Genomic DNA, 24,386 nt, shown 5'->3' with positions numbered 1-24,386 from the left:
TCTACAGCCGCAATTTACATTCAACTCAAGCAGTTTATAGAATTATAACTTAGAAAATCTGGTAATTGCTTCCGGAACAATTCCAAAAACATGATCCATTGCGGCCAATCTCCAATCTTCTCGATTCGGATAAAACATTTGTTTAAATTCTTCTCTTACTTTATCCGCTTCTGATTCGGATTTTGATCCATGGAAACGAATTCGATTTTCGCTGATCATCAAGAAACTTCCTCGGATAGCGCCCATCACATTCAAATTTCCGAAAGTCCCGAGCTCAACTGTGAGAGGAAATAGATCCTTTTCTTTTCCTAAAACTTTTCCAAAGAAGTCTGTAAAATCTCCAGAGGTTCTATAAAAATCCTCTTCTCCCTCATTTAAGAGCAGGCCGAAATCACCGAAAACTTTTTTGAGATTTTTATCCGTCTTAGAACCGTTTTCAGCATTATGCATTAAGCTCAGTCCATTCTTCGCCCCATAACCTGTATGGAAGTCCAAGATCAAAATTCGATCATAAGGTTTTAAAACTTTTTTAAAATACTTTCTTAGAACTCGGACCACAGGCTCTGGTTTTCTACCGCCATAATAGATCCCTTTAGGGAATTCATACTGCCCGTTTACTGCAGCATCCAAAACATACTTAGCGCCAAAGCGGATCAACACTCCCAAAAACCGAATAATGAAGAAGACATATTCAAATAAAAAATTACCGAACTCGGAACCTGGATTTAAGAAACTTTGGATCTTTCTGTATTTTTTGTTTTTGAACTTCTTATGCAGCTTCTCTCTTTTTAATGCGAAGTTACGATTTAAGTCTACGTTCCTTTCATTCACTCTTAGGAAGTTTTTGAAACCGTGCGCATTGATCCCATGCAAAATGAGAAAGTCTGAATTTTTGGGAAGTTTGTAAGGGCTTTTATCATCGAGTAGGAATTCCTCAATCCATCTGCGTTGGAATGCAGACCCTGCAAATCCTTCTACTCCATGGATGCCTGAACTCATGACTACCAGACGTTTTGCTGGCTTTTTCTTCTCTCCTAAATAATAAACATCCAGCTCTCCCCCATCTTTTGGGATCTCCAGACATTCATAGTCAAAACGTTCAAACTTAGATTTAAGCTGTTTTTTATAAGATAAGAAGGCCTTTCTACAGGCTTCGTAGGTTTCTAAATAGTACGATAATACGTCCACTGAATCTCGAACATACTTAACGCCGTTTTCCGGTCCAAAAAAAATTTTACCTTTAGATTACGATTCGATGAAAAGAAGAAGGCCCGGTATCACTGAGCATCCGCTACAACGGACCTTCTACACTTAAACAAAAACTTACAATACTTTAAAATATTATAATGTACTAAATATGCCATCTTACATTCCGGCAGAAACTATCACTTCCGTGATACATAAAATAAAAATATGATTTAACCCTTAAGAACTATAGCTCTAAATCTATTATTAATCACTCGTTATATTACATGACATTTTTTTAAAATAATTTTTTAACTTAAGTGAAATGTGTGAACCTCCTTATCGGTCTAACCTAGTATCTTAAGGAGGTATGAACATGGATACAGTGACCATCTTCGCATTAGCGCTTTTGGCTGTTCCTGTGTTTGCCCGGTTTGCCCGAGTATCCAAGGATGCGATGAATCGCTATCACCTAATCGGATTGGGAGGTCTCTTCCTAATTCTTGGTGAAGCTACGAAGATTACTGCGACTAAAGTTACACCTATAGCAGCAGTTCTTCCTATGATTGACATCGTAACTGCGATCCTAGCTTACGCGGGGGTACTTTTCGGGGTAGTGTGGCTGTCGCTCTACTACGTCAAACACCCGAACGAAATCTAAAAAGGATCCTCCTATTTGAAAAGGAATGGAAGGCGGGACATGTTCCCGCCTTTTTTAGTTGGAAAAGATAAAAGAAGAATTATCTCTGTTCTCTGTGAGCCTTGAATTCAAACGCCCGGATACCAAACATTCTATTCTATACGTAGCCGATCCAATATGTGCATGGTGTTACGGCTTCTCCCCTATTTTCCAAAAGATCAGAGAAAAATACTCGGACAAGATTGAATTCACATTAGTGCTTGGTGGATTAAAATACGGACCTGAAGTGGAACAGTTCAGTGAAGAAGTAACTGAAAAACTAAAATACCTTTGGAAGGAAGTAGAAAGGATCTCTAAAAGAAGTTTCCACTACGATCTGCTCCAAAATAGAAATTTAAAATATGATTCTGAACCTGGCTCCAGAGCAGTCATCACTGCACAAAGGATCAATCCAAATTTATCTTTTGCTTTTTTAGATAAATTACTCGAGAGTTTTCACTCCAAAGGAAAGGATCCAAGTAGTTTCGAAACATATGCGGAGATTTCCTCCGAACTTTCTATTCCATTAGATGAATTTAAAGAATTATACTATAGAGAAGAAACCCTTTTAGAAACCAGAAATGATTTCAACTACGGATATATTTTAGGTGTAACCGGATTTCCTTGTTTGGTATTTTCAGATGGTTTAGATAGAGGTATCTTAACCAAAGGGTATTCTTCCTATGAAGAAGTAGATGGACTTTTAGGGGATTATTTCAGGTCGATTGGGCAGTATTAAAAAAATAAGGACGAGTCTCCCCGTCCTTCAAATCCAATGTACTTCATCTCACAACGATCAACTTAGTCTCCTCTTCCAGGAAAGCATCCGCCGCTTCCGACCAAGATGCTTTACGTGTGGTGACCTTAGAAGGATCGAAACCTTCCTCTTCTACTAATCTCAAAATTTCAGGGATCCATTCTCTGGATCTTACTCTTCCTAAACGGATTGTTGCTCCATTATTATATAATTCTAAATAAGGGATCGGAATATTATTGGTCCAGAAAATAGAAGCGGATCCAAATTCACCTTCTATTCCTAAAGATCTAAGGCCACAATCCCAACCTTCTGAACTTCCGTTTGCATCTGCTACAATATCAAACTTACCAAAACTTTTAGGAAAAGAAGTCACTTGCTCCACTTTCACTCCGTAGGACTCAGCGATCTCCAGACGTTTTTTATCTGTGTCTACATATACAAGGTCGGCTGCTCCCATATGTTTTGCGAGAGCTGCAGTGTACAATCCAATGCTAGAGGCAAAACCTCCCAAAACAAGAACGGATCTATTCTTGTTTTGTTTTAGATGTATACCGACTAACTTCCATGCTTCTACAATATTATCACTGATACTTGCGATCGCTGCGGGATCAGTCTTATTAGAAAAAGGGATCAACATCTCTTTTGCATAAGGGATCAAAACAGAGTCAGAGATCGCTCCACCAAATTCTTTTGCACCTTTTCCCATTCCGTAAGCACTCGTATGAGGAACGGTGCTGCAACTTTTAGTCAGACCTGTTTCACAATTTGCACAATGTCCGCAAGAAATTTGGAATGGAACAGCAACGCGAGTCCCTTTAGGAAATAGGGAAGATAATTCTTCGCTTGTTTCTAGTATTTCTCCTACGAACTCATGTCCTAAAGGAAAGGGAGGACGGAATAATGTTTGTCCTCTTAAAATTGGAAGATCCAGATCGCATCTGGCAACAGCCAATGGACGGACCAATGCCTGGTTAAGTCCTGAAAGTTTGGGATCAGGGACTTCTACCCATTCTACCCGATTTCTTTTAGAGAATAGCAATTGTTGCATGGTTTTCCTCCAATAGACCAATCAGTCTATCCGCAATCGACCTTATAAAAATAGAATAGACCAGTTAGTCTATCATTTTATTTTAGTCCGATGAGCAAACGAAAACCGGAACTGGGACAGCCAGAAGGACCTTTCGAAAGGATAGCATCCACTGCTGTTCGCCTAATGTATTCTCAAGGTTATGCTGGAACATCTATCAACCAGGTGATCGATGAATCAGAATCCCATAAGGCAAGTTTTTATAGATATTTCCAAACCAAAGAAGATCTGGGGAAAGAATACTTAGAGCGCCAAGGTAGGGATTTTCAAGTCGGCTGGGAAAGGCTGATGGAAAAATCCGAAACTCCAGAAGAGTTCGTACATAGATGGATGGCTCTTTTAAAAAAGCAGGTCAAATCAGGAAAATATTTTGGATGCCCTCTTGCTCGATTTATGGGAAGCCTAGATAAACCTGAACCAGATCTTGCAGAAAGAAGTTCTACTGTACTCGGATCTTGGATCTCTTGTTTAGAAAATTATTTTGAAAAGCATAAAAAAGCTCTCACACTTCCTGCAAATTTTGATTCCAGAAAAAAAGCAGAACTATTTTTGAAATTATTCCAGGGAAATTCACAATTTTATGTGATGACCCATGATCCTAAATATTTTAGTGAATTAGAAGAAGAAATGATTTCTGAGTTAAAAAGCATCATAAAAACCTAAACTATTTTGGTCTTCTTAAGGGGGATTTTAACCTTCTTCCCTTTTAATTTCACGATCTTACCGGGAGCACCCACCACAGTACAATCATCCGGAATATCATGATCGATAACCACTGCTTCTGCACCTATTTTCACATTATTGCCAACATGAACCGGGCCTAAAACTGTTGCCCTTGCACCAATAAGCACATTGTTCCCCACAGTAGGATGACGTTTTCCTTGGTGGTTTCCTGTTCCGCCCAAGGTAACTCCGTGAAATAAAATACAATCGTCTCCGATTTCCGCGGTCCCGCCGATTACAATCCCCATTCCATGGTCTATAAATAGTCCACTGCCAATCTTTGCACCTGGATGGATCTCTATCCCGGTCAGAAAACGATTGAACTGGGAAACAAATCGTGCCAGGAATTTTAATCTTATCTTATATAAAGGATATGCAATGTACTTATGTAGTAAAATGGAATGTAATCCCGGATAGAGTATAAATTCCAGTCCTCTGGCTGCGGGATCGTTTTTGAATATTGCTTGGATCTCTCGAATCATTCGGAAAATCTAATGGGACTTTTTCTTTTTACGATCTGATCTGGAATATTCTTCCTGACTTTCTCTTTTGGCCACGTAGTTTGCCAAGGTTAGGATCGCTCCTCCCCAGAAAGCTGCCCAAAAACCAGGTACGAATATTTTATCAGGAAATATATTAGCGATCCAGAATAGAACGATTGCATTTACCACAAGACCTGCAATTCCCAAGGTTAAAAGATAAACCAGATATCCTACGCCAAAAGTGACGAGGACCAGAAACCATCTTAAAACAAAATTTAAAAATCCGAAAAATAGAACGATTACTATTACGTCCCAGACTTGATTGCTGACACGAAATCCAGAATCAATCAGAGGAAAAACGAATACTACTACCAAGGATTGGAGTAAAACGGAAAAAAGAAGTCTGTACATCGATGTCCTTAAACTGTAGAATCTAGGAACTGTCCCAAATGAGGAGGCAATCCGCCTGGCGGAACCACAGCTGTTTGTGTCTGCACTACAGCATTATCCGAAACGGAAGCTATATCTCTGGGTTGGTCTCCTACTAAAGCAGGAGCCGAAGAATCTGAATATAAAATTTGTCGAGATCCGACAGCCATATATGGCATATTCTTCTTCCTTTCTGTTATATTCTTCCTATTAGACGAATTAGAAAAGCAAAATTATGATCTAACCTTCGAGAACCAATCCACAATCCATCTTTTCCACCACGAAACCAGTATAGATCAATGGATAGAGTAAGTAAGTTCCCAATCCAACAACCCAGGCAATTCCAGTGCGAGGAGCATCTTTCACTCCTGTACTTTGAAAAAATAAACGAACGGATCTAAACGGTTTTTTAGCTGAGTCTGCCGATCCTAAAGTTTTATCAGTGATCCCTAAACCACAGTTATGAGTGAGCTTGTTTCCTTCGATGGTGATCAGAACTTCTTTTCTTTCGGATTTACTCCAAGAAACTCTTCTGGTGACTGTGCCTTCTAATTCCAGTTCTTTGGATCTAGCACCTGTTCCGACTAAAATTGGAAATTTTGCATATTCTCTATCTAGTCTTCTGTCTTTACCTTCAACACCAGTAGCGAAAGTCGCCATCAAAGTTTTTACATCATACTCCAAATCATCTTCGAATTGGACGAGTACTGGCATTTCAGCTCTTTGTTCCCCTGAAGCAGGTAACAGAATTTCAGGACTATTCTTTTCTGCTCCAGAGCAAGATATAAGCAATGAAGAAGCAGATACAAAAAGTATAATAGAATATTTAGAGAATGAATTCATAGTAAGTCCGACACCTCTATGAAACCCCGGAAAGAATTTCTGTCCAGCGAAAAAGTCGGGTAAAAAGATAGTCGTATCCATAAGGAAGAAAAGAAATGGAAAAAGAATGGATCCAAGACTGAAAACCGCATTGGACTCGCTGAAAAAAGGGGACTCTAATTCTGCTAAATCCGTATTGATCTCTTGGACAGAGTCTGAGCCTAATAATCCTAACGCATTCTTTCATTTAGGAATGTGCCTTTCTCAATTGGGCGAAATGTCCCCAGCAGAGTCCGCGCTGCAAGAATGTATTCGTTTGGAACCAGCACATGTCCAGGCCTGGGTTGGACTTGGAGTTCTATTCGCTCGTAAAAAAGATAAACCTAAAGCAGAATTCCATCTTTCTAAAGCTTTAGAATTAGATGAAAGTGATGTATTTGCCAAAAAGAATTTGGCCGCTGTTTATACAGGCGCTTCTAAATTTGATCGTGCATTGGATCTGCTTAAGGATCTTCCCGAATCGGAACTCGCAGATTCCCCTACTCTATACGCATTAGCGATTTGTTATGTAAGAACAAATCGTTTTGAAGAAGCAAGAGAAACTTTCAGTAAACTAGAGATCGTTGGTATCCCAGATCAGGTCAAAAAAGAATATCTCCAACTCAAACAATTGCTGGAAGAGAAACAATTCGAGCAAGGCGGTATCTGGAGCTTTCTGAAAAGAGAAGAAGATCTATAACTCGCGACAGTGATGCGCAGGGGAAGTCCGAAGGACCGAAGCGCTAGCGCAGCCCGTAGCAGCGCGGCCTCGCGAAGCGAGGAGTCGCCCAATTTTTTTCTTTTATACTTGACTTCTTTTTCTAATTTACCGAGTCTAAAGGTAAGTATGGCGCAAAATTTAATCCAAGCTAATATGCTCGGTCTCCTCTTACTCCTTCTTTGGAGTTGAGAGGACGGAAAATTGCGTGTGCAAAAACCCGCCTCTGAGCGGGTTTTTTGTTTTAGGGCCATTCCCGGCAAAATCTCTCGCTTGAGCCGGAAAAAGAGAGTGCCCAATGGAACAAAAACCAGGCGAGATTATCGCAACACAATATCCTTCTATCCAAGATATGATCATACCCGGCCAGGGTTTGAAAACTCCACCTGTATCTCCATTCTTCATGGATGTTACATTGAGAGATGGTAACCAAGCATTACGTAAACCTTGGAATCTGGAAGAAAAAGAGATCATATTTAAGAGACTCGTAAAGTTAGGAGTGCAAGGAATAGAAGTTGGATTTGCTTCCGCGAGTAAACAAGACTTTGAAGCTTGCTCTTATCTTTCTTCTTTGGCTCCGGAGAATATAGCGATCTCCAGTCTTTCCAGAGCTGTAGAGAAGGAAATAGATCTTTCTTGGGAAGCGATCAGAAAAGCACCTCGTCCAAGAATTCATATCGTTTATCCAATCAGCGATTTTACGATCAGGAACGTACTAGGAATTTCCGAGAATGAAGTTAAAGAAAATATAATACGATCCGTTTCATACGCACGAAAACTGGCGGGAAATTACGGAGAAGTCCAATTTTCAGGAGAACATTTCGGAGATTCTTTGGAGAATATGGATTTTGCTGTGGAAGCTTTTCAAGCAGCTTTGGATGCAGGCGCAGATGTAGTAAATCTTCCCAATACTGTAGAAAGATACAGACCTTATTTGTTTGTAGCAATGGTCCGAAAAGTTGCAGAGTCATTGCCCCAAGGAAGTAAAATTTCAGTTCATACTCATAACGATTTGGGAATGGCAACAGCCACCACTGTGGAAAGTTTTTTTGCAGGAGCCACTCAATTGGAAACCGCATTAAACGGTTTGGGAGAAAGAGCAGGAAACACAAACACTTACGAAGTTGCAATCGCACTTCATAATTGTGGTGTTAAAGTGGATTTGGATCTTCAAACAATTTATGAAACTTCTCGCATTGTTTCTCGTATGTCAGGAGTTCCTATCCCAGAGAAAGCTCCTTTGATTGGAGAAGACGTGGTCGCTCATAGAAGTGGGATCCACCAAGACGGAGTTTCTAAAACAAAAGATATGAAGAAGGGAGCCTATCGCGCCTTCGATGCAAATTTGATCGGAAGACCGGAAGGAGATAGGATCGCATTCACAAGCCAATCAGGCAAATCTGCAATTTATGAAATTCTAATGCAATCAGGGATCTCTGTTTCCAAAGAAGAAGCTTCCAAATTGCAGCCTATCTTAAAATCTATCTCCGAAAGTTCTGGAGGAGGAGAATTATCGATAGATGAGATCAAAACTGAATTGGGGAAATTAAGATTATTAGAAGGTTCCGATCGTAAACACCTTCAAAGTAGCTGATGACCTTTAATCAATATTTGTCCCAGGGATTTCCATACTATCCCTGGGATCTCACCTAAATACTGTATTTACAGTATTATAGATTGGAATTCTATCCAATCTATTTGCCAGTGCAGTATTTTTTACCGTAAGTTCCTCTGGCACAGGATCCAGAACCGATACAATCTGCGTCCGAAGAGCATTCGTTTCCGGATTTTCCGCTTCCGTAATCAAATTCTGATTTTTTAGTACAGACTCCTCCAGTACATTCCATTTTAAAACCGCATTGGATATCTGCTGTGCATTTTTCTCCCTTCTCCCTATCTCCAGCGGAAATACTAAAAGTGAGAAATATTAGTATTAGATGTAAGTATATATATTTCATTCTGAATCCTTTAACAAATTATAAAATGAGTTTTTCAGGCTCTAATTATTGTATCAACGGGGGGAAATTTAAAGACATCTAATATTCATATATTAGATTTTTTTTAGAAAAATTCGACGGATGCGAACTCCAGATTTTCCTTCCACAAATACCCTAAATTCAACATCATCTATAACTGGGTTTGTAATTTCAAATATTAGCATTTTAGAGTTAGGATTCTCTCCTTTTTCCTCAGGAGATAAATATGAAGAACCTCCGTTATAAGCCACATCAAACTTAGCATGGCTCAAATTATCACCGAAGAACTCTACTGAGTATTTTCCTTTTGGCAATATTAGAAAAGGTCCATAAACTAAAGGTCCTTGGTGTCTTGTTGCTGAAATGGTTCCATCTGACTCGATTTCCCCTACCCTGGAAAAAAATCCACCTTCTGCAGGAATCCAATCAAATTGAATTGGTTCTGGCAAAACCTTTGCCTGAGAGATCTCCAGTTTATAAGTTTGTAGATTTAAGTTTTTATGATATAGGAATTCAGGATATCTCTGGATGGATTCTGCAGGAAAATTTCCCTTCAGGACCAAATCTTTTGTATGAGTGAATTTTAAATAAGGATCAGCTCCTGTTAGTATTCCATTTTGGATAATATATACACTCTTTCCCAAAGAGAGTAATTTAGGGACTTTTTGTAAAAATTCCTCGGAGTCGTTGATTAGGTATACATTCTTTCCATATATATATCTAAGAGGACTTGCAATTTGTCTTTTCGTAGTAAAATAAAATGAATTTTCAGAAGGAGTAGAACTTGAGAATGTCTCATACACATTTTCATACCCTTCCATCATTGATTGAAAAATGATTAGTTTAGATCTCCAAATTGTATAAACGATTCCAGTTCCGGCTAGAATTACGAGCAGCGCTGTTTTAAAACTCTGTTTTAGGTTCGGGATATTTCTGATCCCTACAACAGATCCTATAATCGCGAATGGAATAGAAAAAAGCATCCATCTTCTGGAAGCCCAAAAATGATCCGGTCTTATGCTTGGGTTTAACAAATAAATAATTAGTAAAAAGAACCCTAAAAAAAATACAAAAGAAGAACTAACATATTTCTTTCGGAAAATAAATAGATCGAAAGTGAAAATCAGAAATATAAATAACCAGAAAGGAACGTACCAGAAAAACACGGATAAAGAATGAAATGTAAGATATTTAGCGGCTGCTATCTCAGGAACCTTAGATAAAAACATAGGCCTTACAAAATAGGCAAGCAGCCCAGCAAGGACTAATAAAGATAAAACAGAAATTCTTAATGTTCTTTTATTCTTTTCGAAAAAACTCCGAAGTGGAATAGAAAATCCCTTTTTCCAAACTACAATTTCTATCAAAAGAAGAAATAATGATAAAGCACAAGCAATCCCTATAATTTGTAGGAATTTATGTTCCCATAAATGATAAATATACACTTTGGCGTAAAAGTATCCATAAATGAATGAAAATACACTTACCAGGAGAAATGCAGAGATAAAATATAAGATATTTTTAAAATACTTTTCAAAAAATATTAATAAGAATCCTGAATACAATACCAAAGCTGGTAAATACACATAACTATCTATTCTAGTAAATGAACTGATCCCAAAGATCAACCCAATACAAAACATAGGGACCGGGCTCTTTCTTCTAAAAAATATCTGGATTAGGTAAGCAGTAAATAATATTAAAAATTGAGAAATTGTTTCAGATAAGGAAGATCTTATATTCCAAAGTTGTGAAGAGTTCAAAACATATAAAATGGAAATCAAAGACGCAGACAAAGGATCCGATATCCTTCTGATCACTAAATATAAAAAGAATACTGAAAAAAATCCGAAGACTGCATTGACACGAAGTAAACCACCAATTCCAAACAGATCATAACCAATCGCTAAATATGCAGGAAATACATGAAAAAATCTAGGAGAACGATACGTTTCGGAATTAGAAAGTCCTAGATTGAATTCGGAAGCAATGGATTGGTAATCTACCATTACTGAATCTTCGAATATCTCTCGTATCAATTTTGAATCCGGTACTTCTAAATTTAGACCGCCAGTTTTGGAGATCACTACTCCGAAGATTGTGTATTGTCCCTGGTCCCTTCCTCCATCCAAATACCAAGTGGGAAATCCTGCATATAGATACAAGGCCACCAAGGAGAATAGGATGATAAATATAAGTTCTGGTTTTTTAATTTCGAGCCGAGGTGATTTACGTATCTCTGCATTTCTAAAAGCAAATATACATATAACTGCAAGAACAGAGAGTATAAATAAGGAAAGAGTAATTTTCTCTATGCTATAAATTCCAAGAATAGTAAGCAGAAAAGAAATAATCCCCATATATAACAAGGGGGTAGTTGCAGATAAGAGAGCAGTACCGATCCTTCTTGGACCAGAAAGCCTACTAAAAAGAATAAATAAGAATATTGAAGATAAGGTCCATCCAGTAAAAAAAAAGAATACGATCAAAAGTGAAAATTTTTCCTACTTAGATATCGTCTCTTTTTACGATCCCGTAAAAGATAATATTATCTAACTCTTGGACCAGATCTCGAATAGAATATGGGGTCTGTGCTAAGAAGTTTGGATCAAACATTGCTTCAGAAGCTGCTGAGTGGATAAGAAGTACGATATCAGGATTTACATCAGAACGAATTTCGCCGTTCTTGATGCCAGTCTCGATCATCTTTCTCATTGTTCTGTTTATATTTTTTTCTTTTAGAGACTGGATTTGTTTCCAAATATCAGGTGCCTGGTCACGGATCTCTCTTAAAAATTCGTTCATTCCGTGAGGGATTTCGGAAGAGAGGCAGCCTCTCATTGATTGGATCTTTTCTTTAATGGATTTGTCTGGATCTTGGAAGATACCTTCGATCCTGCCGTGAATTCTGAGATGTTTATCAGTCATCACTTCTTTTAACAATTCATGTTTATTGGCGAAATGTTTATAAAGTGTTTTACGACTTATCCTAAGAGTGCGAGCGATCTCTTCCATTCGAGTTTTCGCAAAACCGTATCGCAAAAATAGCTCAAACGATTTTTCAAATATTCTCTCACGGACCTCGTCCTTCTCTTGGGTTAGTTCTTGTTCCACGGCGCTGTGCACTTTATTATCCCCCTTCCGCTTAGGAAACGATTTTTCAATCTCAAGACGATTTTAACGTCTCCTTTCCTCTGCGTATTATGCCATAAAGAAAAATATTGTCCAGTTCGGATATATTGGCCCGACGCTCGGTCGGGTTTTGTTCCCACTTGTAAATCGCATCTGAACACGCGATTAATGCCATGATGAACAAGTCGGGCCTCAAGTCCGCTCTGAATTCTCCTAATTTTTTCCCCTCTTCCAAGAAGCTTTCAATTTCAGCATCTATTAATTGGACCCTTTTCGCCTTCACCATTCTCCATATTTCTGGAATTTGATCCTGCAATTCCTTCCATAATGCAAAATGGCTGGGTCTACAAACGTCCAGTAGCTCTTTTCTCATCTTCACGAATCGTTTAGAGAAGTCCAGAGCTTGGTTGTTTCGAATTCTTTTAAGTTTAAAGGCAGCCTTGGTTTGTCTATATTCGGCAGCGGCCTTTAAAACTTCTTCCTTATTAGAATAATATTCGTATAAGGCCTTTTTTCCGATCTTGGACTCTTCTACAAGGTCCTCCATTCTAGTTTTCGCATAACCTTTCCGTTGAAAGACCCGAGATGCCCCGAGTAAAACTCGGAGCCTATTTTTTTTCTCGGCGAAGTCCATGATAATTATCGTGCGTCCGGATCCGGAGAATTTCTACGGACCAGATTGTTCAACTTCTCTATATAAGAGAATGCTGCCGGAACCACTACTAACGTAAGTACGGTAGAAGAGATCAATCCGCCTATGATCGCGACACCCATACTTGTCCTTTGTTTGGAAGCTTCGTTTAATCCAATCGCAATTGGAGCCATACCCGCAATCAATGCGAATGACGTCATTAAGATCGGACGAAGACGTTCTCTTCCCGCTTCTATGATCGCTTCTTTCATTTCAACACCTCTTTGTATGAGCTGGTTCGTGAAGTCTACGAGTAAGATCGAGTTCTTTGTGGCCACTCCGATGAGCATGATTAACCCGATCATGGAGAATATATCCAAGGATTTTTGGGTTATGAACAGAGCGATGAACGCTCCACAAAGTGCGAGAGGAAGAACCAACATAATCGCAATAGGTGTGATAAAACTTTCATACAAGGATGCAAGAACCATGTAGATGAACAATACCCCAAGTCCCATAGCAATTCCAAGAGAAGTTCCCATCTCCTTAAAGTTCTCAGCCTGTCCTGTATATCCGATACGAACTCCTGGAGGAAGAGGCAATTCTGTTTGTGTAAGTTTTGCTACTTCTTCCATTGCCCCACCCATACCAGGTCCATCCGGATTTACATCCGCATAGATCTCAACGGATTGGTTCCTGTTCATACGGTTGATGGTTGCAAGACCTGTTGTCTCTTCTGCCTTCGCAACGTTTTGGATCGGGATCATCATGTTATTAAAGTTAGGAACGAAAGAATTATAGAAGTTGTCCTTCAAATCTCTCTGACCTTCTTTCAATCGAACACGAATATCATACTCCACACCATTCTCACGATAGACTGCAGGAGTAGTTCCTTCTACCAAGGTTCTTAATTCTGTTCCGATAACGGTTCCTGGAATTCCAAGTAACACTTCTCTTTGGCGATCAGGTACGACTCTGAATTCTGGAGCACCGGCTCTATAACTTGTGTCCACATCCAGAAGTGCTTTAGATTCTCTTAATTTTTCGAAAAGTTTTCTGGAATATTCTTCTACAACTTTTCCGTTCTGACCGCTAACAACTAAAGTAAAAGGTCTTTGTCCTCCACCCACGTTATCCACATCTTTTACGATAGGGTTTGCGTAAGAGAATGATTCCAATTCTTTACGAAGAAGATCTTTGAACTGAGAAGTGTTCATATTTCTTTCTTTCGCTGGTATCATCTCCACGAACATAGTCGCAGTCCTGTTCGTATTGAACATAGCTACCAATTTAACTTCTTTATGAGATGAGATCTCTTTATAGGCTTCTTGTGCAATCTCCGCCATTTTATGTACAGAAGTGCCAGGAGGCATGTCCAAGGTGACCTGGAATTTTCCTTGGTCTTGTGCAGGTAAGAATGTTTTAGGAATATATTTGGTTAGCATTAAGCTAGCAACAAAGATCAAAACCGCACTACTTAATATAAAGACCGGACGTTTTAAGGTGAATTTCAAAACACTTGCGTAAATATTTTCTAACCAAGTTTGAAATACGTTAAATCCGGATAAGACGCCATCTAATCCCTTCTCTATTGGAGAAAGAATTCTTCCTAAAACTTTGAATACTAACTTCAATAGCTCGAATAAAGCAAAGAAGATCCTGGAAACAATTCCTTTCGGAGATTCTTGTGCTCTAATCTTAGAGAATGCAATCTCCTCTAAAGTAGTGGTTTCAGAATTTTTCTTCTTTTTCTTTCCATCTGTAGGAACACTTAAGAATTCTTGTGAAGAATTTCCATGGCCTGCCTGTGCATGTGATCCTGAAATTTTTCCACCAAAATAAGCAGATAACATTGGAGCGATTGTAAGCGCATCATAAAGAGAGATCAAAAGAGCAAAACATACTGTTAGTCCGAATTCTCTTAAGAACTGTCCTACAACTCCACTCACGAATGCGATCGGTAAGAATACTGCAATCACAGTCATTGTGGTCGCGATTACCGCTAATGTTACTTCTTTAGTTCCTTCCGTAGACGCTTCTCTTGCAGTTTTACCCATCTCCCTATGTCGGAAAATATTTTCACGGACCACGATTGCGTCATCTATAAGAAGTCCGACCGCTAAACTTAATGCAAGTAGTGTCATCACGTTTACAGTAAATCCTGCAACCGCCATCAAGATGAATGCACCTAAAAGTGAGTTAGGCAATGCAAGTCCTGTGATGATCGTTGATCTTACACTTCCCAAAAACAAAAGTACGACTACAATCGTGAGCGCGATACCAATGATGATTGTTTCTTTTACATCATAAATATTATCGTCGATCTGAATGGAGTTATCATTTGCAATAGAAAGAACCGCGCCACCTTCTCTTCTTCCGAGTTCCTTATTTAGTTCTTCAATTCGTTTTTTTACTTCTTGGGCAACAGCAACTGTATTCGAACCTGATTGTTTGAACACCAACAAGAAGACTGCCTTTTTACCGTTAAAATACGCGCGAGTGCTCTCATCCTCTAAAGTATCTACTACTTCTCCCAATTGTCCGATCCTGACTGGAACTTCGTTCCCGAATAAGGAAATTGGAGTGTCTCTGATCTCTTGAGGAGATTTGAATTCATTGATAGTTCTATATACTAATTCAGAATCAGCCTTACTCACTTTACCTGCAGGGATATTCGTTCCACCGGAAGCCAAACGATTGGAAACCACGGAAGCAGGGATCATATGTTGTCTTAATTTTTGTCTATCTAACTCAACATGGATCTCTCTTTTACGTCCGCCATAGATGGTGATATTTCCCACGTCCTTAGCAGTTAAAAGATTTTGTTTGATCTCTTCGTTAGCGATATCATAGATCTGCGCTTCACTCAAGTTTGCATTCAACGCAAGAATGATGATTGGCTGATCCGCAGGATCTATCCTTCTAATGATAGGTTCTTTGATATCATTCGGTAGTTTAGGTTTTACTGCAGAGACCTTATCTCTTACCTGTTGTTCCGCGTATTTCACGTCGGTCTCTAAGGTAAACTCAAGGATAATCGTTCCAGATCCTTCACTACAGGTAGAGCGGATCCTTTTCACTCCAGAGATAGTGGAAAGTTCGTCTTCCACTGGCTTTGCGATCAGAGTTTCGATCTCGTTCGGTGCCGCTCCCGGATAAGGCACAGTCACTGTGACCACCGGGATTGTTACGTTAGGAAAAAGGTCCACACCCAACTTGTTCAGGGAAAGATATCCCGAAACAAGAATGATGAGAACCGTACAGGTAATAAATATCGGTCGTTTGATCGATAGTTCTGCAAAATTCATTTTTGGTCTCCGGTGTTTTGGTTCAGAACTTCCTCAGCATCCATTCCGTATTTGCGGAATAAGGTTCCCTTAGAGAGCTCGTATTGTACTAGCGCCGAGTTATAATTCACTTTTGCCTGCATCAGTCCATATCTAGCTTGAGCTACTAGGTCTAATGCGTTCTTAACATTTACGGATGTGGCTCTTCCGTATCTGTATCTGGGCAGAATGCCCGAGTAAAACTTCTCTGCTTGAGAGAGATTCTTTTTAGATTCTTCTAAGATCTCATGAGTAGTATTGATCTTTTGTAATCCTTGTCTTATATCAGTTTTGACCTGCTCTTTTGTTTGATCCAAAAGAAGATCCAGTTTTCTGCTTTGTGTTAAAGAATTTCTATATTCTGCTCTTGCTGTATCATTCCCAAGAGGATAATCCATTTTAATCTCTGCGGAATTTTGGGTAAATCTACCGCTCCCAATTCCATCAAAACTCTGAGGAAAATTACGATCGTATTCACGAGAATTATAAGTTCCACTCACATAAAGAGAAGGTAATAATCCGTTTTTGGAGATCTCAAGTGCTGTTCCAGCATTCTGCTTTTGTAATGCGATACTTTTGAAATCATATCTATGCTGGAATGCTTCTTCCGTTTCTGAGTCTTCTGCGCCTAGAGAAGGAAGAGAATCATCCAGAATTAAGGAAAAATTTGCTTTAGTTTCAGGATCTTTTCCGAGAGAAACAAGTAGGTCTCTACGAACTCTATCCTTTTCCAATTTTGCTTGTCTGAGTTGATTCTCGGCAGAGATCAAAAGTGCATTCCATTGTCCGGACTCATAATCTTCTGCGACTCCCATACGCACTTTAGAAGAAGTAATATCTTTTACATTCTTCACACTTTTGACTAATAGTTCCGCGGTTTTAAGATTTTCGTCTGCTAAGGATAGATTCCAAAAAGATAATAAGGATTGGACCACTGATCTGGAGAGAGTATTCATCGCGTCCAGCCTTCTGACTGCAGAACTTCTTCTGCTTATCTCCAAGGATCTTCTTTGCTGGTATCCGAAAATATTTTTCAGTAATTCTTGTTTCAAAGTGAAACCAAGATTTGCAAAGTGAAGGCTTGGCTGAGCGAATTGTTGTGCGATTGTTCCTTGTTGTTCCGGTCTTTTTCCCGCATCGGTCTCGTAACGGTTATCCGAGACAGTTAAACTTGCAGTAGTTCCTGTATTAAAAACTTTTGATACACCTGCTGAGAGTGTATTACTTGTGATCTCTCTACCTTGCAAAGTGTATTGAGGTAAAGGTAAGTTATTCGTCTTTTGAGTATTAGCGGTTAAGGTCCCGATAAAATTGTATTTACCGTTCTCCTTTTCCCAATCATATTCAGAGTTTTCTAAATCCAGTCGGCTCATCTTTGCCTGAACTGAATTCTCTAAAGAATAACGGATAAGAGAAGTAGTTGTCCAAACTCCTTCTTTCTCCAAATCATCTCGATTATCTCCCGAGATAGAAAGAGCACTTAGAAAAATGCCTAAGTAAAGTACGCTGCGAAAGGTTGCCTGATTCTGTTTGTGTTGCATAACATCCAACGGGAAACATTTATGGTATATTTTGTTTCCACCCATAGGAAACAAAATCTCTTTTTATTGTTTCCTATGTCAACAGAAAAATTTTCGAAATAAAAAGATTTTATTGATATTGAGTCTCATTATAAGAGAATCTGGATATGAGCATACGTGGAGCTTCTTCCCTTCGTCACCCATTCCAAGACCTATGTAGAAAGCTGGAATCCAGGCAAAACGATACAGAAAGATTAGAAACCTATCCTTCAGGATCCGAAATTTGGAAATTTTCCCCTCAAAATTCTGAAAATGAATTTTTAAGCTCAGGACAAGAGGGAGAAGTTTCCTAGCCCTATAATTTTACTTCTTCTTCTCCCCAAAAAATCCTTTCCAACCCGTTCCTTTCAGATACTAAACGTTGGTTTCTCATTAAGGATTTAAGGCCTTCTTTCGTGAAATTCCGGGGCCTTTTCTGGATCTTCGCCGTCCTATAATGATGTAAAAGTCCTTAGAACGCAGATGAATCAACTCCCGGCAGACATTCTTACATTCATTAAATTTTTTGAAAATTCAGATGGGACTTCTGTGTATGTAAACGAACTTATCCGGGATAAAAACGGTAAGATCAAAGATATAAAACTCCATTATTGTAATGAGCAAGGTGCTAAACTTTTACAAATGGAGAAGAGTTTCATAATAGGAAGAAATTTCACTAAGTTAAGACCTGATGTAAATGAAATTAAGCCAGAAATCGCTGATTTTATGGATTCAATCAGCAAAGCCGGCTCAGAATGGAGAGGAACTCGTAAATCCGTACTCAATGGAAATTATTTCGACTCCACAATGCTCTGTCCTCAGGACGATTGGATCGTTTCTCTCGCAAAGGACCTAAACCAAGAAGTCAAAGAAAAAGATATTTTTAGAGAAGCGGCTTATAGGAACGAAGACGCTGTTTATTATTTAGAACCAATTTTTGATAATAAAGGATCCATTACAGATTTTTTATATAAGGATCTAAATCCTGCAGCGGAAGCAGAGATAGGAATGCCCAAAGAGATCGCGATTGGTAAAAATTTATGTAAATTATTCCCTCAAAATTTGGAATTAGGGACATTTGATCTTTATAAGAATGTATATCTCACACAACAAGCACAAAGAAAAGAATATGAGATCAGAGATACTCAAGGAAATTTAGGATTTTATCTTCTTCATATTAGCCGTGTATATGATGGACTTCTCATCAGTAATAAGAATATTACTGAAATTAGAAACGTAGAGAACCAGCTTAGAATACAAAAAGAGCAGTTAGAATTCACTTATCTTGCATCCAATGATGGATACTGGGATTATAATGTGAAGACAGAACAACTTTTTCTATCTGAAAGATGGAAAACAATGCTTGGTTTTACGGACCAAGAGATCGCTTCCGATGATCTTCAGGTCTGGAGAAAATTAGTACACCCTAAGGATCTTAGAATTGCACTTTCTGCATTCCAAAGACATCAATCCGAAGAAACGGAAAGATTCGATAAGGTTTTAAGATTTAAAACGAAAGGCGGAGAATATATGTTTATCCGCTCCAGAGCTCTTATCATAAAGGATGAGAATGGAGAACCTACACGTATTGTAGGAACTCATACGGATATCTCTGCCGCAAAACAATCAGAGTTGGTTTTAGAAAAAGCAAAAGAAAAGGCAGAACAAGCAGATAAGGCTAAGTCGGAATTTTTAGGAATGATCTCCCACGAGATGAGGACACCTCTGAACGGAATATTCGGGATGGCCACTCTTCTCGCAGGTTCCGAATTGAACTCGGAACAAAAGGAATATCTAAAAGATCTTTCCGATTCCACTGAAATCCTTTCCAGATTAATCGACGATCTACTCCAAATAATCACCTTGGATTCCGCCAAAATGGAGATCAAGGAAGAAGCTTTCGAGATCAAAACCTTTATAGACCTTATACGTATATTAGTAGAACCTAAAGCATTCGAAAAGGAGATAGAATTCAAGATCCTAATCTCCGAAAAATTCCCTAAGGTTATCATTGGAGATAGGACCAGGATCGAGCAGGTTTTATTGAACCTGATCACAAATTCCATCAAGTTTACAGACAAAGGTTCAGTCACACTTTCTTTAGATTTAGAAGGAGCTGATTCTATTCTATTCAAAGTAAAAGATACAGGGATCGGTATCCAAGAAGAAGCCAGACAAAGGATCTTTGATGCATTCCATCAAGAAGATCTGGCGGATACACGTAGATATGGAGGAGTAGGATTAGGACTTTATATCGTCAAAAGGTTAACTTCTAGGATGAAAGGAGAAATTCGATTGGATTCGGAACCTGGACTAGGCTCTGAGTTTACTGTTATTCTTCCTTTAAAAATGGAAACCCAAACTTCTTTAAATATTGTACAAACACAACAATCAGATGCAGTTCCTAAATTCACTTCAGGCTCTGTTCTGATCGTAGATGATAACGAGATCAATGTGAAAATACTTGCAAAACATTTGAGCAAAACAGGAATACAATCCGACTCTGCTTTAAGCGGCAGAGAAGCATTAAAACTGTTGGATACGAATGATAAAAAATACGACCTGATCCTATTAGATCTACAAATGCCCGAGATGGACGGATATCATACTGCGGATGCTATCCATGCTTTAAATTCCTCTAATGCAAAGACTCCGATCGTTGCAGTCACAGCTAGTTCCTTTTCAGAAGCATATGAAAAATGCGCTCAACATGGTATAGAAGGTTTTATCGGCAAACCATTCCAACCAAAACAATTGTATAAAGTTCTTATCGATTTTCTCTGACGAATGCTTGTCTAACAAAACCTGACCCGGAAAATTGCCGGCATGGAGACTCTTCGTCCCTTCAAACCTCCCTTTCATCTCAGACATCCATTTGTACAAACTGTTTTAGCTTCTTTAATGAGGCAGAATACTCCGGATCATCCTATGGACAAGGCAGCTTCTCCTGTAGTCATAGATGCAGGTAAAGGAGTTCGTTTATTAGGTCATTATTCTAAGTCTCCACAAAATAAAGCCCTGCTCGTGCTTATACATGGTTGGGAAGGAAGTATGGATTCAAATTATATCCAAAGAACTTCCAGGAGATTTTATGATAAAGGAATTTCTATTTTTAGATTGAACTTAAGAGATCATGGGAACACTCATCATTTGAATCCAGAACCATTTAACGGAAGTTTAATACGCGAAACGTACGAAGCAGTCCGTAAAGTTGCAAAAGAATTCGGACATAAACTTCCTGTATACTTGGGCGGATTTTCTATGGGCGGGAATTTTACGATTCGAGTAGCCAGAGAACATTCTAGAAATAAACAAAGTATCCCTAATTTAAAACATTGTATCGCTGTTAGTCCTCCTCTTCACCCAAAGTCTGCGACTGAAATGATGGATTCTAAATTGATCATAGGAAAATATTTTTTAGATAAATGGAGACAATCCTTAGCTAAGAAGAATGTACATTTTCCTGATCTACATCCTTACCAAAATATAATGAAAGGAAAAACAGTCATGGAAATGACTGATAGGATCGTAGCGTCTTCTGCAGAGTTTAAAGACACGGATCATTATTTTAATTCTTATACATTGGGCCCAAAGGATTTTGAAAAACTCAAAGTAGATCTGACAATAGTTACATCTGCAGACGATCCAATCATACGTCCTGATGAATTTAATGAGATCCCTAAAAATTCCAAACTTAAGATATTCATCCAAAAGTACGGAGGCCATAACGGATTTTATGAAAATTTAAAAGGAGATTGTTGGTATTTCAGAGTATTCGATAAAGTTATATTCGGATAAGAAGAAGTAGCTTGCTTTTCCCTCCTTTCTTCTAAACTCAAGCCGTAAGCATATTTCGTTTTTGAACACAAGTTCAAGAATAACCGAACGGCTTTCGTTATAGGAGAAATACTATGTCCAACGCATACGTAATTGATGCGGTTCGCACCCCAAGAGGGAAAGGTAAAAAAAGAGGAACACTTGCATCCGTTCACCCACAAGAACTTTCTGCCTCTACTCTATTAGCAATCCAAGAAAGAAACGGATTAAAACCAGAAGTTGTAGAAGAAGTTGTATTAGGTTGTGTTTCCCAAGTGGATGACCAAGCTGCATGTATCGCTCGTTATGCGGTCATGGCTGCACAATGGCCTAATTCAGTTCCAGGTTACACTGTAAACCGTTTCTGCGGATCCGGATTACAAGCAGTGAACAATATTGCAAATCATGTTCAATCAGGAGCAATGGCTGTTGGTTTAGGCGGTGGAGTAGAATCCATGAGCCGTGTAAAAATGGGAGCAGACTTAGGAGACAGAGATTTTAATATAGGAAATCCTAATATACAAAAGCATTATAATCTTGTTCCTCAAGGAATTTCAGCGGACCTGATCGCAACCAAGTATAATATCACTAGAGAAGAAGCAGACAAATTCGCAGAGTCTTCTCAATTGAAAGCAGACAAAGCAATCAAAGAAGGCGCATTCAAAAAATCTATCATTCCGGTTAAGTTAGAAGACGGAACAATAGTAGACACTGACGAAAACCCTCGTATTGAATCTGACTACGCATTCCTTTCTGGTTTAGGTGCAGTTTTCAAAACTGTTGGAGAAAGAGAATTAGATGCGATCGCGCTTAAATCTTATCCTGATGTAGCAAAGATCAACCATATCCACACACTCGGAAACTCTTCCGGAATCGTGGACGGTGCGGCTTCCGTTTTGATCGCTAACGACGAAGGAATCAAAAAATACGGATTAAAGCCAAGAGCAAAAATCCTTTCAACTGTGGCAACTGGAGAAGACCCAACTATCATGTTGACTGGACCTGTTTCTGCTTCCAAAAAAGCACTCCAAATGGCAGGATTAAAAGTAGAAGATATCGATCTTTGGGAAATTAACGAGGCGTTCGCTTCCGTAGTACTTTATACTCAAAAAACTCTAGGTATTCCTCTTGAAAAGATCAATGTAAACGGAGGAGCAATTGCTTTAGGACACCCACTGGGAGCAACAGGAGCTATCCTTCTTGGAACCGCTTTAGACGAATTAGAAAGAAGAAATCAACGTTACGCACTCATTACACTCTGCATAGGCGGGGGAATGGGGATCGCAACTGTAATCGAAAGAATTTAATTTCTAATTTCTCACGTTATCTAACGCCGTTTTTCTTTTGGAAAGCGGCGTTTTTTATTTTTATACACTTTATCCATTTTTTTTATCCGCGACATCTAATACCCGCAATACGGATCTCGACTAATTTAAGTTAAAACCTTCACTTATTTCGAACAACCTACAGAAATAAATTTTTGAAAAAGATAACACGTTCTGTTTAGTCGTAAATTATAATATAATCCAAAAGTGCTAGTATATTTGTATTTTATGATGTAATAATTTGCAACATCTTATACTCATAATTTAGAAAAACATTTTTTTCATTACTTCCATCTTAGTATACAAAAGTCATAAAATTTAATATTTCAATTTTCCACGTTATTCTAGAGTTATGGCTCATTAAAAATATATTACATAGATATTTTCCGAATATTCGGGAATGCTTTTGGATGGAGCGCGTCTATGACGAACGCTGGAATAGAAAAAAATGATGTTCGGCAATTGGAAGGCCGGACTAAAAAAAATATTTTGTTAGTGGGAACCGATCAAAAAAGAACGGATTTGATCTCCAAAATTTGTGAAGATGTAGGTCTTACAGTTTTTCATTTTCCATTATTGGAAGAATTGAAAATTGATCGAGACTTTGGGATCGTTTATTCAGAATTAGATATCTCTCAATTCGAAATATTGACCCGAAAGTTTTCCACGTCAAAAAGGTCTCCTACTTTCATATTGGGCTTAGAAAATCCTGATACCAAAACTATAGTTAAGGCATTACGTTTAGGTGCCTTCGACTGTATTGATGTTAACGAAACCTCACCCAAAGAAATCACGGAAACTCTAAAAAATATAAAAGAAAATTGGGAATTGGATCTGCTACAGGATAATCTAGAAACAGAAAGATTTAATAAGATCCAAGGAGATTTGGATTGGAATTCATTTCGCAAAGATTTGATCCGAAAAGATCTACAAACAAAAAGTGCTTATCTAATCTCGAATATTAGAACTTCTTTAAGTCAAGGATCTGGATTTGGAGCGTTGGTATCTGCGATTGGGCTAATACGCAAAAAGGCAAAACAGAACGGAACTCATTATGAGGTCCCTGCTACACTGATCGATCTATTATTATCCAATGCAGAAACAGCAAATAGGATTATAGAAATTTTCAACGAGATGGACTATTTCATCCATAACCCTCAGATCAAAGAAGAATACACCATTTCACAAATACATAATCTGTTCAGAAAAGAGATACAGAACGTATACGAACTAGCAAGATTCAAAAGATTACATATCAAGATCTGTGAAGATAAGTATATAAGCTCCAGAGCGGCTGTAGGCATTCACGAAGAAAGTTTTAAAAAAGCAGTAGGAGAACTATTGCTGAATGCGATCAAATTTTCCGAACCGGAAACAACGATCTATGTATTATTCACTCTGAAAAAAAGAAAACTTTTGATCTCTGTTTTAAATTCTCCCAAAATAGAAGGAGGAAGTAAAAAAGGAATTCCAAACGAAGAATCTGAGTTTGTATTCCAACCTTTTGCGAGGTTAACCAAATATGTTCACGAAGACATCCCCACTCTGGATTATGGATTAGGTTTACCTTTAGTAGAAAAAATAGTCTCAAACCATGAAGGAAAAATTTCTACATTCAATGTGAAAAGTTTCTTAGACGAGGAAGAAGAAACAATGGTCCTAATGGAAATGGATCTACCGATTTCTCAAAAAATTTAGGA

General features: G+C 38.5%; 22 protein-coding genes. 10 read left to right on the top strand and 12 right to left on the bottom strand.

The annotated features are described in order from the left end of the window. Positions 1–42: 42 nt before the first annotated feature. Positions 43–1,188, bottom strand: coding sequence for a M14 family metallopeptidase (locus EHQ52_RS11620; RefSeq protein WP_135615312.1), 1,146 nt, complete (start codon positions 1,186–1,188; stop codon positions 43–45). A 373-nt stretch (positions 1,189–1,561) separates the two neighbouring features. On the opposite strand from EHQ52_RS11620, the gene EHQ52_RS11615 reads away from it, so the two are divergent. Both EHQ52_RS11615 and EHQ52_RS11610 read left to right on the top strand, forming a co-directional pair. After that, positions 1,562–1,846 (top strand): LIC10816 family protein, encoded by a 285-nt coding sequence (locus EHQ52_RS11615; RefSeq protein ID WP_135615311.1) that lies wholly within the window; start codon positions 1,562–1,564, stop codon positions 1,844–1,846. 58 nt (positions 1,847–1,904) lie between these two features. Continuing rightward, positions 1,905–2,603, top strand: a complete 699-nt coding sequence (locus tag EHQ52_RS11610; protein ID WP_135615310.1) for a DsbA family protein — start codon at positions 1,905–1,907, stop codon at positions 2,601–2,603. A 43-nt stretch (positions 2,604–2,646) separates the two neighbouring features. On the opposite strand, the gene EHQ52_RS11605 is transcribed toward EHQ52_RS11610, so the two are convergent. Continuing rightward, positions 2,647–3,669, bottom strand: coding sequence for a zinc-dependent alcohol dehydrogenase (locus EHQ52_RS11605; RefSeq protein WP_135615309.1), 1,023 nt, complete (start codon positions 3,667–3,669; stop codon positions 2,647–2,649). Between the two features lie 90 nt (positions 3,670–3,759). Here EHQ52_RS11605 and EHQ52_RS11600 point away from each other — a divergent pair, with 90 nt between their 5' ends. Next, entirely contained in the window at positions 3,760–4,371 is a 612-nt protein-coding gene (locus EHQ52_RS11600) for a TetR/AcrR family transcriptional regulator (protein ID WP_135615308.1), read from the top strand. Here EHQ52_RS11600 and epsC read toward each other — a convergent pair. The 4 genes from epsC to EHQ52_RS11580 form a co-directional block, all read right to left on the bottom strand. Then, positions 4,368–4,913, bottom strand: coding sequence for a serine O-acetyltransferase EpsC (gene epsC, locus EHQ52_RS11595; RefSeq protein WP_135615307.1), 546 nt, complete (start codon positions 4,911–4,913; stop codon positions 4,368–4,370). The two genes, EHQ52_RS11600 and epsC, sit on opposite strands and share 4 nt — an antisense overlap. Positions 4,914–4,922: 9 nt before the next feature. Next, entirely contained in the window at positions 4,923–5,324 is a 402-nt protein-coding gene (locus tag EHQ52_RS11590) for a phage holin family protein (protein ID WP_135615306.1), read from the bottom strand. An 8-nt stretch (positions 5,325–5,332) separates the two neighbouring features. After that, complete coding sequence (locus EHQ52_RS11585; RefSeq protein ID WP_135615305.1) at positions 5,333–5,521, bottom strand: hypothetical protein; 189 nt, start codon at positions 5,519–5,521, stop codon at positions 5,333–5,335. Between the two features lie 61 nt (positions 5,522–5,582). Further along, entirely contained in the window at positions 5,583–6,185 is a 603-nt protein-coding gene (locus EHQ52_RS11580; protein ID WP_135615304.1) for a hypothetical protein, read from the bottom strand. A 106-nt stretch (positions 6,186–6,291) separates the two neighbouring features. Between EHQ52_RS11580 and EHQ52_RS11575 the strand changes: the two genes are divergently transcribed. Both EHQ52_RS11575 and leuA2 read left to right on the top strand, forming a co-directional pair. Next, positions 6,292–6,903 (top strand): tetratricopeptide repeat protein, encoded by a 612-nt coding sequence (locus EHQ52_RS11575; protein ID WP_208653476.1) that lies wholly within the window; start codon positions 6,292–6,294, stop codon positions 6,901–6,903. Positions 6,904–7,273: 370 nt separating this feature from the next. Beyond that, complete coding sequence (leuA2, locus tag EHQ52_RS11570; RefSeq protein ID WP_244244888.1) at positions 7,274–8,515, top strand: 2-isopropylmalate synthase LeuA2; 1,242 nt, start codon at positions 7,274–7,276, stop codon at positions 8,513–8,515. Positions 8,516–8,615: 100 nt separating this feature from the next. Here the strand turns inward: leuA2 and EHQ52_RS11565 are convergent, their stop codons facing one another. The 6 genes from EHQ52_RS11565 to EHQ52_RS11540 form a co-directional block, all read right to left on the bottom strand. Next, complete coding sequence (locus EHQ52_RS11565; RefSeq protein WP_135615302.1) at positions 8,616–8,879, bottom strand: hypothetical protein; 264 nt, start codon at positions 8,877–8,879, stop codon at positions 8,616–8,618. Between the two features lie 92 nt (positions 8,880–8,971). Further along, positions 8,972–11,386 carry a hypothetical protein gene (locus EHQ52_RS11560; RefSeq protein WP_135615301.1) on the bottom strand — a complete coding sequence of 805 codons (2,415 nt, stop codon included), beginning with the start codon at positions 11,384–11,386 and terminating at the stop codon, positions 8,972–8,974. Between the two features lie 19 nt (positions 11,387–11,405). Then, positions 11,406–12,023, bottom strand: coding sequence for a TetR/AcrR family transcriptional regulator (locus EHQ52_RS11555; RefSeq protein ID WP_100711008.1), 618 nt, complete (start codon positions 12,021–12,023; stop codon positions 11,406–11,408). Positions 12,024–12,063: 40 nt separating this feature from the next. Beyond that, complete coding sequence (locus EHQ52_RS11550; protein ID WP_135615300.1) at positions 12,064–12,663, bottom strand: TetR/AcrR family transcriptional regulator; 600 nt, start codon at positions 12,661–12,663, stop codon at positions 12,064–12,066. A 5-nt stretch (positions 12,664–12,668) separates the two neighbouring features. Then, positions 12,669–15,968 carry an efflux RND transporter permease subunit gene (locus EHQ52_RS11545; RefSeq protein WP_135615299.1) on the bottom strand — a complete coding sequence of 1,100 codons (3,300 nt, stop codon included), beginning with the start codon at positions 15,966–15,968 and terminating at the stop codon, positions 12,669–12,671. Then, positions 15,965–17,572, bottom strand: coding sequence for a TolC family protein (locus tag EHQ52_RS11540; RefSeq protein WP_135615298.1), 1,608 nt, complete (start codon positions 17,570–17,572; stop codon positions 15,965–15,967). Before EHQ52_RS11540 ends, EHQ52_RS11545 begins: the two co-directional genes overlap by 4 nt. 101 nt (positions 17,573–17,673) lie before the next feature. Here EHQ52_RS11540 and EHQ52_RS11535 point away from each other — a divergent pair, with 101 nt between their 5' ends. From EHQ52_RS11535 to EHQ52_RS11515, 5 genes are all read left to right on the top strand, one after another. Next, complete coding sequence (locus EHQ52_RS11535; protein WP_135615297.1) at positions 17,674–17,859, top strand: hypothetical protein; 186 nt, start codon at positions 17,674–17,676, stop codon at positions 17,857–17,859. 169 nt (positions 17,860–18,028) lie between these two features. Then, positions 18,029–20,329: a hybrid sensor histidine kinase/response regulator gene (locus EHQ52_RS11530; protein WP_135615296.1), complete on the top strand. Its 2,301-nt coding sequence runs from the start codon at positions 18,029–18,031 to the stop codon at positions 20,327–20,329. Positions 20,330–20,371: 42 nt separating this feature from the next. Beyond that, positions 20,372–21,343 carry a YheT family hydrolase gene (locus EHQ52_RS11525; protein WP_135615295.1) on the top strand — a complete coding sequence of 324 codons (972 nt, stop codon included), beginning with the start codon at positions 20,372–20,374 and terminating at the stop codon, positions 21,341–21,343. Between the two features lie 113 nt (positions 21,344–21,456). Continuing rightward, positions 21,457–22,668, top strand: a complete 1,212-nt coding sequence (locus tag EHQ52_RS11520; RefSeq protein WP_135615294.1) for an acetyl-CoA C-acetyltransferase — start codon at positions 21,457–21,459, stop codon at positions 22,666–22,668. A 540-nt stretch (positions 22,669–23,208) separates the two neighbouring features. Then, positions 23,209–24,384 (top strand): sensor histidine kinase, encoded by a 1,176-nt coding sequence (locus EHQ52_RS11515; protein ID WP_244244843.1) that lies wholly within the window; start codon positions 23,209–23,211, stop codon positions 24,382–24,384. The last annotated feature ends 2 nt before the right edge of the window (positions 24,385–24,386 follow it).

The organism is Leptospira koniambonensis, from assembly GCF_004769555.1.
GTDB classification, from domain to species: Bacteria; Spirochaetota; Leptospiria; order Leptospirales; family Leptospiraceae; genus Leptospira_B; species Leptospira_B koniambonensis.
This window is presented reverse-complemented; position numbering and strand designations above follow the sequence as displayed.